Source organism: Hylemonella sp. P2_B10, assembly GCF_056404875.1.
Window position 1 is genome coordinate 989,303 of the sequence record NZ_JBFUDE010000003.1, and the last position, 14,180, is coordinate 1,003,482.

12 protein-coding genes are annotated in these 14,180 nt (G+C 65.1%); 4 read left to right on the forward strand and 8 right to left on the reverse strand.

Annotation, left to right across the window (positions count from 1 at the left end; genetic code table 11):
- Window positions 1–181: 181 nt before the first annotated feature.
- The 3 genes from lspA to AC1DX2_RS16990 all read right to left on the reverse strand — a co-directional run bounded on the left by lspA (window position 182) and on the right by AC1DX2_RS16990 (window position 4,730).
- The gene (gene lspA / locus AC1DX2_RS16980; protein WP_477197531.1) at window positions 182–751 is read right to left on the reverse strand and encodes a signal peptidase II; all 570 of its coding nucleotides are present in this window, start codon (window positions 749–751) and stop codon (window positions 182–184) included.
- Window positions 751–3,603 (reverse strand): isoleucine--tRNA ligase, encoded by a 2,853-nt coding sequence (gene ileS, locus AC1DX2_RS16985; RefSeq protein WP_477197532.1) that lies wholly within the window; start codon window positions 3,601–3,603, stop codon window positions 751–753. The genes lspA and ileS overlap by 1 nt, the downstream gene beginning before the upstream one ends.
- A 104-nt stretch (window positions 3,604–3,707) precedes the next feature.
- The gene (locus AC1DX2_RS16990) at window positions 3,708–4,730 is read right to left on the reverse strand and encodes a bifunctional riboflavin kinase/FAD synthetase (protein WP_477197533.1); all 1,023 of its coding nucleotides are present in this window, start codon (window positions 4,728–4,730) and stop codon (window positions 3,708–3,710) included.
- Window positions 4,731–4,946: 216 nt separating this feature from the next.
- On the opposite strand from AC1DX2_RS16990, the gene AC1DX2_RS16995 reads away from it, so the two are divergent.
- On the forward strand, window positions 4,947–5,507 hold the full coding sequence (locus AC1DX2_RS16995; protein WP_477197534.1) for an HNH endonuclease: 561 nt from the start codon (window positions 4,947–4,949) through the stop codon (window positions 5,505–5,507).
- Window positions 5,508–5,826: 319 nt separating this feature from the next.
- Here AC1DX2_RS16995 and AC1DX2_RS17000 read toward each other — a convergent pair whose 3' ends face one another.
- The 4 genes from AC1DX2_RS17000 to AC1DX2_RS17015 form a co-directional block, all read right to left on the reverse strand.
- Window positions 5,827–7,227 carry an alpha/beta fold hydrolase gene (locus AC1DX2_RS17000; RefSeq protein WP_477197535.1) on the reverse strand — a complete coding sequence of 467 codons (1,401 nt, stop codon included), beginning with the start codon at window positions 7,225–7,227 and terminating at the stop codon, window positions 5,827–5,829.
- A 69-nt stretch (window positions 7,228–7,296) separates the two neighbouring features.
- Complete coding sequence (locus AC1DX2_RS17005) at window positions 7,297–8,415, reverse strand: acyl-CoA dehydrogenase family protein (protein ID WP_477197536.1); 1,119 nt, start codon at window positions 8,413–8,415, stop codon at window positions 7,297–7,299.
- Between the two features lie 29 nt (window positions 8,416–8,444).
- A complete protein-coding gene (locus tag AC1DX2_RS17010) occupies window positions 8,445–9,623 on the reverse strand; it encodes an acyl-CoA dehydrogenase family protein (RefSeq protein ID WP_477197537.1) in 1,179 nt (392 codons plus the stop codon).
- 104 nt (window positions 9,624–9,727) lie between these two features.
- Window positions 9,728–10,423 carry a YceH family protein gene (locus AC1DX2_RS17015; RefSeq protein WP_477197538.1) on the reverse strand — a complete coding sequence of 232 codons (696 nt, stop codon included), beginning with the start codon at window positions 10,421–10,423 and terminating at the stop codon, window positions 9,728–9,730.
- A 48-nt stretch (window positions 10,424–10,471) separates the two neighbouring features.
- Here AC1DX2_RS17015 and purN point away from each other — a divergent pair, with 48 nt between their 5' ends.
- Complete coding sequence (purN, locus tag AC1DX2_RS17020) at window positions 10,472–11,056, forward strand: phosphoribosylglycinamide formyltransferase (protein ID WP_477197716.1); 585 nt, start codon at window positions 10,472–10,474, stop codon at window positions 11,054–11,056.
- A 79-nt stretch (window positions 11,057–11,135) separates the two neighbouring features.
- Here purN and AC1DX2_RS17025 read toward each other — a convergent pair whose 3' ends face one another.
- On the reverse strand, window positions 11,136–11,396 hold the full coding sequence (locus tag AC1DX2_RS17025) for a DUF1653 domain-containing protein (RefSeq protein ID WP_477197539.1): 261 nt from the start codon (window positions 11,394–11,396) through the stop codon (window positions 11,136–11,138).
- A gap of 33 nt (window positions 11,397–11,429) precedes the next feature.
- On the opposite strand from AC1DX2_RS17025, the gene AC1DX2_RS17030 reads away from it, so the two are divergent.
- Together AC1DX2_RS17030 and AC1DX2_RS17035 are read left to right on the forward strand one after the other, a co-directional pair.
- Window positions 11,430–12,707, forward strand: coding sequence for an RsmB/NOP family class I SAM-dependent RNA methyltransferase (locus AC1DX2_RS17030; RefSeq protein ID WP_477197540.1), 1,278 nt, complete (start codon window positions 11,430–11,432; stop codon window positions 12,705–12,707).
- Window positions 12,708–12,881: 174 nt separating this feature from the next.
- Entirely contained in the window at window positions 12,882–14,093 is a 1,212-nt protein-coding gene (locus AC1DX2_RS17035; RefSeq protein ID WP_477197541.1) for a DesA family fatty acid desaturase, read from the forward strand.
- Window positions 14,094–14,180 lie beyond the last annotated feature (87 nt).

The window sequence follows — 14,180 nt, forward strand, 5'->3', positions numbered from 1 at the left end:
TCCATGGGGTGAACAGAAGTGCCGGGTGCGTTTTTTTCTTTCCCGGCGGTGCGGGAATGCTACGCGAAAACGGCCCATGGGCTGGGCCGGTCCGTCGGCGTATGTGGCAGTCCGTCGCAAACCAACGCGTCCGACGCCGCCAGAGGGGCGCCGGAACCCCACCGGCGCAGGCGAACAGGGGCTAGTGCGCCCGTTTCACCCGCAGCAGCTCGTCCAGGATCAGGCAGGCCGCGCCCACGGTGATGGCGCTGTCGGCGATGTTGAAGGCCGGGAAGTGCATGGCGCGCCAGTGGAAATCCAGGAAATCCACCACATAGCCGTACATCACCCGGTCCAGCACGTTGCCCAAAGCGCCGCCCAGGATGCAGGCCAGTGCGAAGCAAAACAGCTTTTGCCCGGGGTGCTTCTTCAGCATCACCACGATGAACACCGCCGCGACCAGGCCTATGCCGGTGAACAGCCAGCGCTGCCAACCGGCGCTGTCGCGCAGGAAGGAAAACGCTGCGCCGGTGTTGTGCACCCGCACCACGTTGAAGAAGCTGGTGACCACCGTGGCATCGCCCAGGTTGTAGTAACCCAGGATCAGCACCTTGGTGAACTGGTCGGCCAGCAGCATGATGGCGGCCACGCCCAACCACACCAGCATGCGCGGTGCACCACCGCCAGCGCCAGGCGATGGGCCACTGAAGCCGCCACCGCCGCCGCCCTTGGCGCCGCCGCGTCCCGCCGGGGGTTTGCCGCCGGTGGCCATCAGGCGAAGGCCCGGGCTTCGCCGGCACCAAACAGGTTGCTGGTGCAGCGGCCGCACAGCGTGGGGTGGGCTGCGTCAACGCCCACGTCCAGCCGGTAGTGCCAGCAGCGCTCGCATTTGGCATCATTTGAGGCGCTGACTTGTATGGCCAGCTCGGCACCGGCTTGCAAGCCCAGCACCGAGGTGATGAAGACGAACTTGGCGTCGTCCCCCAGGCTGGCCAGCAGCGCGTGGTCTTCGGCCGGCACGGTCAGCGTCACATTGGCCTGCAGGCTGGAACCCACCTTGCCATCGGCACGCAGCGCCTCGATGTCCTTGTTCACCGCGTCGCGCAGCTCGCGCAGGCGCTGCCATTTGGCCAGCAGCGCGGCGTCGGGCGCGTCCAGCTTCAGGTAGTGGTCCATGAAGATGGATTCGCGCGTGGCGGCCGGCGTCTTGCCCACGGCGCCCAGCAGGCCCCAGGCCTCTTCGGCGGTGAAGCTCAGGAACGGCGACATCCAGCGCAGCATGGCCTGGGTGATGGTCCACAGCGCGGTTTGCGCCGAGCGGCGCGCCAGCGACTTCGGGCCCGTGGTGTACAGCCGGTCCTTCAGCACGTCCAGGTAGAACGAGCCCAGGTCCTCCGAGCAGTAGATCTGCAGCTTGGCCACCACCGGATGGAACTCGTAGACCTGGTAGTGCGCCAGGATGTCGGCCTGCAGTTGCGCCGCTCGGCTGAGCGCATAGCGGTCGATCTCCAGCATCTGGTCCAGTGGCACGCTGTCGGTGGCGGGGTCGAAATCGCTGGTGTTGGCGAGCAGGAACTTCAACGTGTTGCGCACGCGGCGGTAGGTGTCGACCACGCGGGCCAGGATCTTGTCGTCACCGGCGATGTCGCCGGAGTAGTCGCTGGCGGCCACCCACAGGCGGATGATCTCGGCGCCCAGCTTTTTGCCGGTCTCTTGCGGGTCCACGCCATTGCCCATGGACTTGCTCATCTTGCGGCCCTGGCTGTCCACCGTGAAGCCGTGCGTCAGCAGGCCCTTGTAGGGCGCGCGGCCGTACATGGCGCAGGCGGTCAGCAGCGACGAGTGGAACCAGCCGCGGTGCTGGTCGTGGCCTTCCAGGTACAGGTCGGCCTCCGGCCCGCTGGCATGGCCACTGCCGGGGTGCGAACCCTTCAGCACCGTGGTGTGCGTGGTGCCGGAATCGAACCACACCTCCAGGATGTCGGTGCTCTTGGTGTACTGCGGTGCATCTTCGGTGCCCAGGATGGCTTCTACCGTGGCCTTGCTCCAGGCTTCCACGCCGCCTTGCTCCACCATGTCGGCCGCGATGTCCAGGATCTCCATGGTGCGCGGGTGCAGCTCGCCGCTGTCCTTGTGCAGGAACAAGGGCAGCGGCACGCCCCAGCTGCGCTGGCGGCTGATGCACCAGTCTGGCCGGCCGGCGATCATGTCGCGCAGGCGGGTTTTGCCGTTTTCGGGGTAGAACGACGTCTCTTCGATCGCATCCAGCGCCATCTGGCGCAGCGTTTTGGGCGCCTTGTCCTTGGTGAACACGCCTTCGCCCTCGTCCATGCGGATGAACCACTGGGCGGCGGCGCGGTAGATCACCGGCGTCTTGTGGCGCCAGCAGTGCGGGTAGCTGTGCGTGATGTCCTGGGTGGCGAACAGCCGCCCGGCGTCGCGCAGCGTGTTGATGATGACCGGCGCGGCTTTCCAGATGTGCTGGCCGCCAAACAGGGGGAAATCCGCCGCGTAGGCGCCGTTGCCCTGCACCGGGTTCAGGATGTCGTCATAAGCCAAGCCGTGGGCCACGCAGCTGTTGAAGTCGTCCACGCCGTAGGCGGGCGACGAGTGCACCAGACCGGTACCGTCATCCGCCGTGGCGTAGTCGGCCAGGTAGATGGGCGACAGGCGGTCATAGCCCTTGTCCACCTGGCTCAAGGGGTGCTGGAAGTTGATCAGCTCCAGGTTCTTGCCCAGCGTGGTGGCCACCACGTGGCCGGTCAGTTGGTAGCGCTCCAGGCATTTTTCGACCAGGCTTTCGGCCAGCAGCAACAGGCCGCGCGGCGTGTCCACCAGCGCGTAGGTCAGTTCTGGGTTCAGGTTCAGCGCCTGGTTGGCGGGGATGGTCCAGGCGGTGGTGGTCCAGATGACGGCGAAGGCGTCCTTGTCCAGTTTCGGCAGCCCGAAGGCGGCGGCCAGCTTGGCCGGCTCGGCGCACAAAAAGCCCACGTCCAGCGTCTGCGACTTCTTGTCGGCGTACTCGATCTCGAACTCGGCCAGCGAGGAGCCGCAATCGAAGCACCAGTAGACGGGCTTCAGGCCACGGTAGACGAAGCCACGCTCCACCACCCGCTTGAAGGCGCGGATTTCTTCCGCCTCGTTCTTGAAATCCATGGTGCGGTAGGGGTGGTCCCAGTCGCCCAGCACGCCCAGGCGCTTGAAGTCGGCGCGCTGCAAATCGATCTGCTCGGTGGCGTAGGCGCGGCTCTTGGCCTGCATCTCGTCGCGCGGCAGGTTGCGGCCGAATTTCTTTTCGATGGCGTTCTCGATCGGCAGGCCATGGCAGTCCCAGCCGGGGATGTAGGCGGCGTCGAACCCTTCCAGTTGGCGCGCCTTGACGATCATGTCCTTCAGGATCTTGTTGACCGCGTGGCCCATGTGGATCTGGCCATTGGCATACGGCGGGCCGTCGTGCAGCACGAATTTCGGCGCATTGACGCGGGCGTCGCGCAGCTTCTTGTAGATGCCTTTGTCTTCCCAGTCCTTCACCCAGCCGGGCTCGCGCTTGGGCAGGTCGCCGCGCATCGGGAAGGGCGTGTCCGGCAGGTTCAGGGTGCTGCGGTAATCGGTGGTGTCGGTCATGGTGGGCTCAATGGTCTTGTTCGCCGCCTGGCAGCGAAGGTTAGTCCGGAAGGGTGGGGGAAGGCGAAGAAACCCGGCGCAGGGCCTCTTGCGGGTTCTTCCGGCTAAATTCGGTCGCGCGTGGTCTGGCGATGGGTTTCGGCGTGCATGGAGGATGCGATGGTGGCCAAAAAGGCGCGCGCATCTTCGCAGTCCTTGGCAATGCCTGTCTTCAGCGCATCCAGACTGTCGTATTTCAGCTCGTCGTGCAGTTTGTGCAGTAGCTCCACACGGACGATTTTACCGTAGGCGCCGTCCTGGCCCAGGCCGGCGGGCCATTGCAGGCAATGGGTCTCCAGCAGCACCCGCCCGCCGTTGACATCCTGCGGGTCCAGCGAGGGCCGCACACCCAGGTTGGCCACGCCGGGCAAGGGCTGCTCCGCCAGGCCATGCACCTGCACCACGAAGATGCCGCTGGCGGCCGGTTTCCAGTGCGCAAAGCGCAGGTTGATGGTGGAAAAGCCCAGCTCGCGCCCCAGCTTGCGGCCATGCACCACATGGCCGGAAATGCGGTAGGGCCGACCCAGCAGCCGCGCCACATCCGCCATGCGGCCTTGGCCCAGCGCTTCGCGCACGGCCGAGCTGGAGACGCGCAGGCCGTGCACTTCATAGCTGTTCATGCGGGCGACGTCGAAGCCTTGGGTGGCGCCGGATGCGTCCAGCATGGCGTAGTCACCGGCGCGCTTGGCGCCGAAGCGGAAATCGTCACCCACCAGGATGTATTTGGCCCCCAGCCCCTTGACCAGCACGTCGCTGATGAAGGCTTCTGGCGCCAGGCCAGCCAGTTTGGCGTTGAACGGCAGCACCACCGTCTGGTCCACGCCGGCACGGGCCAACTCGGTCAGTTTGTCGCGCAGCGTGCCCACGCGGGCCGGTGCCAGCTCGGGCTTGTGCATGACACCTGCAAAGTAGTCGCGCGGATGCGGCTCGAAGGTCATGGCGCAACACGGCACGCCGCGCTGCTGCGCCTCGCCCTTCAGCAGCGCCAGCATGGCCTGGTGGCCGCGGTGCACACCGTCGAAGTTGCCAATGGTCAGCGCGCAGGCCGGTGCGATGCCGGGGTGGTGGAAACCGCGAAAGACCTTCATGCTGCGAAAAAATGGTTGGGCAAGACTGCCGTTGATATGGTTTTGATAGCGGGTTGTGCCCGCGCACCAACAGCCGCAAGCCCCCAAGATACATGTTTGTCACAAAAACAGGGTATATTGTGACTGAAGCGCGCGCCCCCAGGTCTGGCCTGGGGACATGCAAGAGACTTGAGCTTTCCGTGGCAGTGGTTGTTCAACCGTTTGTTGGAGGCGTATTTGAAGGTCTTGAAGTTGTCGGCCCAAGGGCTGCCGCAATCCTGGATTTCACTGGAACAGGCGGTGATTCATTACGCCGCTGGAGAAGTGCGCTGGGAATCGGGCGGCGAGGTGGCGGTGTTCCACGGCGGCTACAACGCCGTCACCGGCAGGCAGTCGGTGATTGCCGTCAACAGCATCATCGGCACCAAGGGCGTGCCCAACATCAACCCGTTCGACCTGCGCCCCGGCCTGACCAACAGCAAGCTGTTCGTGCGCGACCGCAACGTCTGCGCCTATTGCGGCGACCATTTCCACGAAGAGTCGCTGACGCGTGAGCACATCATCCCGTTTGCGCAAAACGGCATTGATACCTGGATGAACGTGGTCACCGCCTGCCGCGCCTGCAACCACCGCAAGAGCAGCCGTACGCCCGAGCAAGCCAACATGCCGCTGCTCTATGCACCCTATGTGCCCAGCCTGTGGGAAGACTTCATCCTGCGCAACCGCCGCATCCTGGCGGACCAGATGGAGTTTTTGATGGCGCATGTGCCGCGGTCGTCGCGGCTGCTGGACTCGTAGCTTTTCTGGTTTGACTTGCCGCTGAACGCGATGTTTGGTTGGCGGGATCATGCCGTCACGGCACTCAGCTCCGTGGCTGTCCCCCGGCCTGCGGCCTCCTCCTTGATGCCACTGCGCTGAATGCCATGACGACCTGATCTTGCCAATGTGATGGGCGTGCCAACGCCGCGCCTGCCAACGTGTCCGGTGTCGCTGGAGCGTGTGGCGGAGCGAAATCAAGGAGGAGGGCCGAAGGCCCGAGGGACATTCGCGTAGCCACGCGCACCAGCGGCATCGGCAACCGAAAACGCGTCACGAGTGGCGGAGCTGAATTTGGAATTCAGTACGTCAACTCCAGCATCACCACATGCCCCTGCGCGGCCGGCCAGGTCTGGCCAACCAGCTTTTCGCCGTTGAACTCGGCAGTGATGGTGCGCAACTCGGCCTTGTCCAGCTTCAGCCTGGAGCTGGCCACGCCGGCACCGCTGGGCGGCACGCCGGGCGGGATGGGTTGGCCGTCGAAACTCATCTTGTCGCGCTGGGCATCGAAGTAGCCGCGCGGGCGGATGAAGGTGACGACCGCGCCGGCCGTTTTGTCGGCATCGGGCAGGCGTTCGGTGCGCAGGTTGATGTTGTTGCTGGCGCGTGGGAAGCCTGAGCGGTACACATGGGTGACGGCGTAGCCGGGCGCGCTGATGACGAATTCATAGGCCTGGCCGGCCTGGGCCGCGAACGGGCCCCACAGGCCGTCGGCGGCGATGGTCTTGCGGTGCACCGCTTCACCCTGGCGTTTGCCGGTGGCCGGGTCGGCGGCGTACACCACCAGTTCAGCGCCCGGCAGGGGCAGGTTGTTGCCGAAATTGCCCGATGCCGGGTCTTCGGAGCGCAGCCCCAGGCCGGTGAGCTTGCCGTTGAGTGTGATGGGGCCGCTCTGTGGCGCGATGGCCTGCGGGCCGTTGCTGGCGGGCTCGCGCCCGGTGATGAAGCGGTAGGCGGCGGCAAAGGCGGGGGCCGAGAACGAGGTTTCGCGGTGGTCTATACCGGCGATGACGATGTTGGTGGCGCCTTTGAGCTCCGGGCCTTTGGCGTCGATATTGGTGGGCTTGCCTTTCTGGCCTATCCACAGGCCGTCGGGCTGAGCGAACTTGTCGTTGTTGTCGGAACGCACCGTCAGCCACCGTACCGGGCCGGTCACCTCGTCACCGCTGGCGTTCTTGGGTGCATTCAGCGCCTTCAGGAAGGGGCCGGTGCCGGCGAACTCGCTGCCCTCGTTCTGCCCGGCAACGGCCCATACGCCGTGGTTGGGGGTGCCGCCCAGCACCACCTGGCTGACCTTGGCGCTGCCGCCGCCGTTGGCGATGTAGTTGCGAATGGTGTTGCCGGCGCGCGAGTTGCCCAGCAGCACCACCTGGCTGGCGCCGGTGGCAGCCAGTGCCTTGTCCACCTCGGCGCTGAGCCAGGCCAGACTGTCGGCGGTGGAACTGCGCCCAGGCTGCGGCTTGCCGTCGTCATCGCGCGCCTGCGGGTAGGGCTGGTCCAATGCGATCAGGCGCTCCATCGGCCAGCCGTTGCTGGCAAAGCGCCACTGCGTGGTCTGCCAGTTGGCGCCGTTGTCGCCATTGCCGTGCACGAACACGATCACTGGCGCCTGTTGCAGCGAGGGCGATGAGGCGGGTGCGGCGCAGCCGGCCAATAAGGCGGCGCTGGCCAACAGCGACAAAAGCAGGCGGCGGTTCAGCATGGTGGTCGGTCTCCAAAAAAAAGCGCGGCCCCTCGGGGCCGCGTTGCAGGGTTGTGCGCGATGCTCGCTTCAGGCAAACACGCCGGTCGTCGTGTCCTTCATGCCCTTGGACACTTCACCCAGATGGTGCAGCGTGTCGCCAAAGACCATTTCCATTTCGGTCAGCTTCTTGAAGTAGTGGCTGCCGATGTACTCGTCCGTCACGCCAATGCCGCCGTGCATCTGCACCGAAGCCTGGCCGATGAAGCGCATGGAGTTGCCGATCTGGTACTTGGCACGCGCCATGGCCATGCGGCGCTCGGCTGGGGGGGCGTTCAGCTTCAGCGACGCGTAATAGCTCATGGAGCGGGCCAGCTCCAGCTGCATCTTCATGTCGGCGGCGCGGTGGCGCAGCGCCTGGAAGCTGCTGATGACGACGCCGAACTGCTTGCGCGTGTTCAGGTACTCGGCGGTCAGCGCCATGGTCTTGTCCATCACGCCCACCGCTTCGGCGCAGGTGGCGGCAATGCCGATGTCCACCGCATGCTCCAGCGCCGTCAGGCCGTCCAGCGTCACCAGGCTGGCATTGGCGCCTTGCAGCACCAGCTCGGCGGCGCGGCTGCCGTCTTGCGTGCCGTAGCCGCGCGCGGCCACGCCAGACGCGCTGGCTTCCACCAGGAACAGCGCAATCTGGCCGTTGGCCTTGGCTGGCACCAGGAAGGCCTGGGCCTTGTCACCCACCGGCACCACGCTTTTGTGGCCGCTCACGGTCCAGCCGTCGCCGGCCTGCACGGCGGTGGCCTTGCATTGGTCCAGCTTGTAGCGGGCAGCGCGCTCTTGGTAGGCCAGCACCACCAGCGCCTCGCCGCTGGCGATCTTCGGCAGCCACTGGGCCTTCAGCGCTTCGGGCGCATAGCCTGACAGCACGCCCCCGGCGATCAGCGTCTGCGCAAAGGGCTCCAACACCATGCCCTTGCCCAGCTCTTCCATCACCACCATGGCCTCCACCGGGCCCATGCCCAGGCCACCCTGGTCTTCTGGGATGTACAGGCCGCACAGGCCCAGCTCAGCGATCTGGCCATAGGCCTCTGCCGAGTAGCCGCCGGCCTTGACGATGGCGCGATGGCGCTCGAAGCTGTAGCCCTTGTCCACCCACTTGCGCACGGCGTCACGCAGTTGTTCCTGGTCGTCGGAGAAGTCGAAATCCATTTAAGTCACCTGTTTGTTCGTGTTGTGGCTTAGCCCAGGACGACCTGGGAAACGATGTTGCGCTGCACTTCATTCGAGCCGCCGTAGATGGTGGTCTTGCGCATGTTGAAGTAGGTGCTGGCCAGCGGCGCGCAGTGGGCGGCGCCCACGTGGTCGCCTTGCCAGCCGGCTTCCATCGCCTCGCGTATCAGCGGCAGCGCGAAGGGGCCGGCGGCCAGCATCATCAGCTCGCTGTAGCGCTGCTGGATCTCGCTGCCGCGAATCTTCAGCAGGCCGGCAATGTCCAGTGACTGCTTGCCGGACTTTTCGGCCGCCAGCACGCGCAGCACCAGCATTTCCAGCGCCACCACGTCCACTTCCAGCTTGGCGATCTCGTCGCGGAAACGCAGGTCATCGTACACGCCCTCGGCCTTGGCGATGCGCTTCAGCCGTTCCAGCTCGCGCTTGGCGCGGTTCACGTCGGCGATGTTCGTGCGTTCGTGGCTGAGCAGGTGCTTGGCATAAGTCCAGCCCTTGTTCTCTTCGCCAATCAGGTTCTCGGCCGGCACTTCCACGTTGTCGAAGAACACCTCGTTGACCTCTGCATCGCCGTCGAGCAGCACGATGGGGCGAACGGTGACGCCAGGCGACTTCATGTCGATCAGCAGGAAGCTGATGCCGGTCTGCGGCTTGCCTTCGCTGCTGGTGCGCACCAGGCAGAAGATCCATTCGCCGTACTGGCCCAGCGTGGTCCAGGTCTTCTGGCCATTGACGATGTACTTGTCACCCTTGCGCTCGGCGCGGGTCTTCAGCGAGGCCAGGTCCGAGCCGGAACCCGGTTCGCTGTAGCCCTGGCTCCACCACACCTCGCCACTGGCGATGCCGGGCAGGAAGCGCGCTTGCTGCTCGGCGTTGCCATAAGCCATGATGACCGGGGCCACCATCACCGGGCCGAAGGGGATGATGCGCGGCGCGCCGGCCAACGCGCATTCTTCTTCGAACAAATGCTTTTGAATCGATGTCCAGCCGGGGCCGCCAAACTGCTTGGGCCAGCCGTAACCCAGCCAGCCTTTCTTGCCCAGGATCTTGGCCCAGCCCTGCATGTCCTCACGCGTCAGCTTCAGCGCGTTGTGCACTTTGTGGGACAGCTCCTTGGGCAGGCTGGCTGCCACCCAACTGCGAACCTCTTCGCGGAATTTCTGCTCTTCAGGCGTGAATGCCAGATCCATGACAAGTCTCCAAACGGCCGTTGACGGCCTGCTGATAAGAAAAAAATGGCAAAAAATGGGCGGTCAAATCCGCCTGCAACCCGTTTTTTAGCACGGTCGTTCGTTTATTCCTGTCCAGCCGGCGACATGCCCAGCTCGGTGCAGAGTTTGGCCACTGTCTGGCGCAGGCTGGCCACCTCGGCCTCCAGTGCCTGCACCCGCTGCGCCAGCGGGCCGGCGGCATCGGCCACGTTGGCGCCCATTGCGCGGTTGGTGGGCGCAAACTGCGCTGCATCCACCGGGCCGCACAGCAGGTGCATCCAGCGCTGTTCGCGTTCGCCCGGCGCGCGCGGCAGCTTGACCACCAGCGCGCCGCCCTTGTCGGCCGCACGGTCCTGCAGCTCTTCCAGAAAAGCCTCTACCGACGAGATGTCGGCAAAGCGGTACCAGCGCTCTGCATTCAACCGCAATTCGCCGGCGGTCTGCGGGCCGCGCAGCATCAGCAAGCCCAGCAGCACGGCGGATTGTTCGGGCACGCCGATGCCGCGCTGGAAGTTGTGCTCGAAGCGCGCGGCGCGCCCGCCGCTGCTCTGGCGCACCAGTTGCAGCGACTGCAGGTTGTCCAGCGCCTGCAACACTTCGGGCTCGCCCAATTCCATCAAGGGCTCGCGGCTGGTCTTCTGGTTGCAGCCAGACAGCAGGCTGTTCAGCGTCAGCGGGTAGCTGTCGGGCACGGTGCGAGCTTTTTCCATCAGCGTGGCCAGCACGCGGGCTTCCACAGCGGTCAGCGCGGTTGGGGTGGTGGGAGAGGGCGCGTTCATAATCCGGCCATCTTAGTGCGCCGGCATGGCCTGTTGGCAAAAGACATTGTGAAGAACATCGTGATCCTGATTTCCGGCGGCGGCTCCAACATGGCGGCCATCGTCAAGGTGGCGCAGCGCGACGGCTGGGACCGGCGCTATGGCGCGCGGGTGGCGGCCGTCATCAGCAACCGGGCCGATGCCAAGGGGCTGCTCTTTGCCCGCGAGCAAGGCATTGCCACCGGCGTGCTGGACCACAAGGCCTTCGCCAGTCGCGAGGTGTTTGACGAGGCGCTGGCCGCCTTGATCGACAGCCACGCGCCGACGCTAGTGGTGCTGGCCGGCTTCATGCGCATTCTGACGCCGGCTTTCGTCGCCCGCTACGCCGGCCGGCTGTTGAACATCCACCCCTCGCTGCTGCCGGCTTTTCCCGGCCTGCACACCCACCAGCGGGCGTTGGACGCCGGCTGCCAACAGGCCGGCGCCACCGTGCACCAGGTCACCGCCGACCTGGACCACGGCCCCATCCTGGCCCAGGCCGTGGTGCCGGTGCTGCCAGGCGACAGTGCTGACACGCTGGCCGCGCGCGTGCTGACGCAGGAACACCTGATTTACCCGCGCGCCATTGCGGGCTTGCTTGCGCAAGCGCCCTAAATCCCCGCCGGGCCGCCACAAGGGGATTTGCGGCCTCCTCGGGGGGCAGGACGGACACGAAGTGCCGGACGTGGGGGCCCTAAGCAACCGGCGTATCGTCTGCCACCTTGGCAAAGCGTTGCTGGCGAATGCCGGCGATCACCACCTCTTCCATGAACATGGCCGCCGGCCGCACCCACAGGCCGTGGGCGCCGTACAACGCGCGGTACAGCGTCATGGGCTCCAGCGTCTCGCTGTGGCGCACTGTGCCCAGCACGTCGTACAACATGCCCTTGTAGTGGCGGTAGCGGCCGGGCGGGGTTTCGATCAAAGGGGGCAGGTCATGGTCGGTGGCGCTCATACCCTGGATTGTGCCCAATGAGACAATCGGGCCATGCACCCGAAAGCCCTGTTGGATGGCTGCGCCGAATTGGTGCGGCTCAGCCTGATGTTTGACCACCCCACCGACGCCGTCGTGTCGCGGTTCTTCCGCGAACAACGCAGCTATGGCCCGCGCGAGCGCGCCACGCTGACCGACACCGTCTACAACGTGCTGCGCAAGAAGCAGTTTTACGAGTATCTGGCCCGCTCGGGCAGTGGCGCCAAGGAGCGCCGCATGGCCATCCTGGGCTTTGCCGGCCCAGTGGATTTCCTCAAAAGCGCCTTGAGCGACAGCGAAAAGCAATGGCTGGACGCCTGCCTGCAGGTCAAGGACACCGAGCTGATGGACCGGCACCGCCACAACCTGCCGGACTGGCTGGTGGTGCCCTTGAAGGCCCAGCTGGGCGATGAAGGCTTTTGGCAGCTCTCCCAGGCACTGGAACAGCCAGCGGGGCTGGACCTGCGCGTCAACGTGCTGAACGCCAAACGCGAACAGGTGCAGCAAGATCTGGCCAAGGGCGGCCTGAAGGCCCAACCCACGCCGTATTCCCCCTGGGGCCTGCGCATTGCCGGCAAACCGGCGCTGAACAAGCTGGACGCCTTCCTGAGCGGCGCCATCGAGGTGCAGGACGAGGGCTCGCAGTTGTTGGCGCTGCTGACAGACGCGAAGCGCGGCGAGATGGTGGTGGATTTTTGCGCCGGCGCCGGCGGCAAGACGCTGGCGCTGGGCGCCTCCATGCGCAACACCGGTCGGCTGTACGCCTTTGACACCTCGGGGCACCGGCTGGAGGCGCTGAAGCCCCGGCTGGCGCGCAGCGGCCTGTCCAACGTGCACCCGGTGGCCATTGCCCATGAGCGTGATGACCGCATCAAGCGCCTGGCCGGCAAGATAGACCGCGTGCTGGTGGATGCACCCTGCTCCGGCCTGGGCACGCTGCGGCGCAGCCCGGATTTGAAGTGGCGCCAGACGCCGCAGACGGTGGAAGAACTGGCCAAGCTGCAAGCCGCCATCCTGCAAAGCGCCGCCCGCCTGTTGAAGCCCGGCGGCCGGTTGGTGTATGCCACCTGCAGCCTGCTGCCGCAGGAAAACGAGGCCGTGGCCGACGCTTTCAGCGCAGCGCACCCGGATTTCGTGCCATTGGAAGTGGGCGACGTGCTGGACGGGCTGAAACTGGGTGAATCTGTGGCCAAACTGTGTCGCGGTGGCGAGTCAGGGCACTTGTATTTGCGCCTTTGGCCCCATTTGCATGGCACGGACGGTTTTTTCGCCGCAATTTGGCAGAAGAAATAAGATTTTGGTGAAAAATGACCGGTTTTGAGGCAAATCAAGAATTTGTCGCCCGCCCGTAAGGGGTAGGCCTTAAAATTGGGGGAACGGACGCCGGGCCGCGATGTCTGACAGTCAGCCGTTGCCTCCGTAGGCCGTTTCCTACTTTCTCTATTTTCTTTCGAGAGATTTACTTTCATGTTGTTACCTGACTGGGCGGTGCTGAACGCCGCCGTCGAGTGGTTGTCCCATGGCATGTGGGACCTGGCTTGGTGGCAGATGGTGCTGGTCCTGCTGGCTTTGACGCACGTGACGATGATCAGCGTCACCGTCTACCTGCACCGCCACCAGGCGCACCGTTCGCTGGACCTGCACCCTATCGCCTCGCACTTTTTCCGCTTGTGGCTGTGGCTGACAAGCGGCATGGTGACCAAGGAGTGGGCCGCCATCCACCGTAAGCACCACGCCAAGTGCGAGCAGGCCGACGACCCGCACAGCCCCCACGTGCACGGCATCAAGATGGTGCTGACGCAGGGTGCCGAGCTGTACCGCAAGGAGTCGAAAAATGCCGATACCCTGGCCCGCTACGGCCACGGCACGCCGGACGACTGGATCGAGCGCAACCTGTACACCCGCTACTCCTGGCAGGGCGTGGGCCTGATGCTGATTCTGGACCTGGCGCTGTTCGGCGCTGGCGGTCTGGCCATCTGGGCCGTCCAAATGGCCTGGACGCCCATCACCGCTGCCGGCATCATCAACGGTGCCGCCCACTACTGGGGTTACCGCAATTTTGAGGCGCAAGACGCCAGCACCAACATCTCGCCCTGGGGCATCATCATTGCCGGCGAAGAGTTGCACAACAACCACCACACCTACCCGACGTCGGCCAAGCTGTCGGTCAAGCCGTACGAGTTTGACATCGGCTGGATGTACATCTGCATCATGAGCGCCTTGGGCCTGGCCAAGGTCAAGAAGACGCCGCCCAAGCTGGCCTATGGCGATGTGCGACCGGTGGCCGACGAGAAAACGCTGGAGGCGCTGATCGCCAACCGCTACGAGATCATGGCCCGCTACGCCAAGGGCATGCGCCAGGCCCGCCGTGAAGAATTTGCCACCTCGAAGGCCAGCGTGGACACCGCCGTGGTGAAGACCGCCAAGCGCTGGATGCACCGCGACACAGAAAAGGTGCCGGCTCACGCCCACCAAAACCTGGAAAAAGCCCGTGCCGCCTTCCCGTCGCTGGACAAGATGGTGACCATGCGCGAAGAACTGCGCCAGATGTGGCTGAACACCTCGCACTCGCGCGAGCACCTGATCGCCGAACTGCAAGCCTGGTGCCACCGCGCCGAGGCCAGCGGTGTGGCCGCGCTGCAAGAGTTCTCGCTGCGGTTGCGTGCTGCACGTGCCTGAGTATTTCCGGCGCTGAATGCAAAAGCCCGCTTCGTGCGGGCTTTTTCTTTGGCTCTGGGGTGGGCACCGGGCATGCGGCCAACGAGG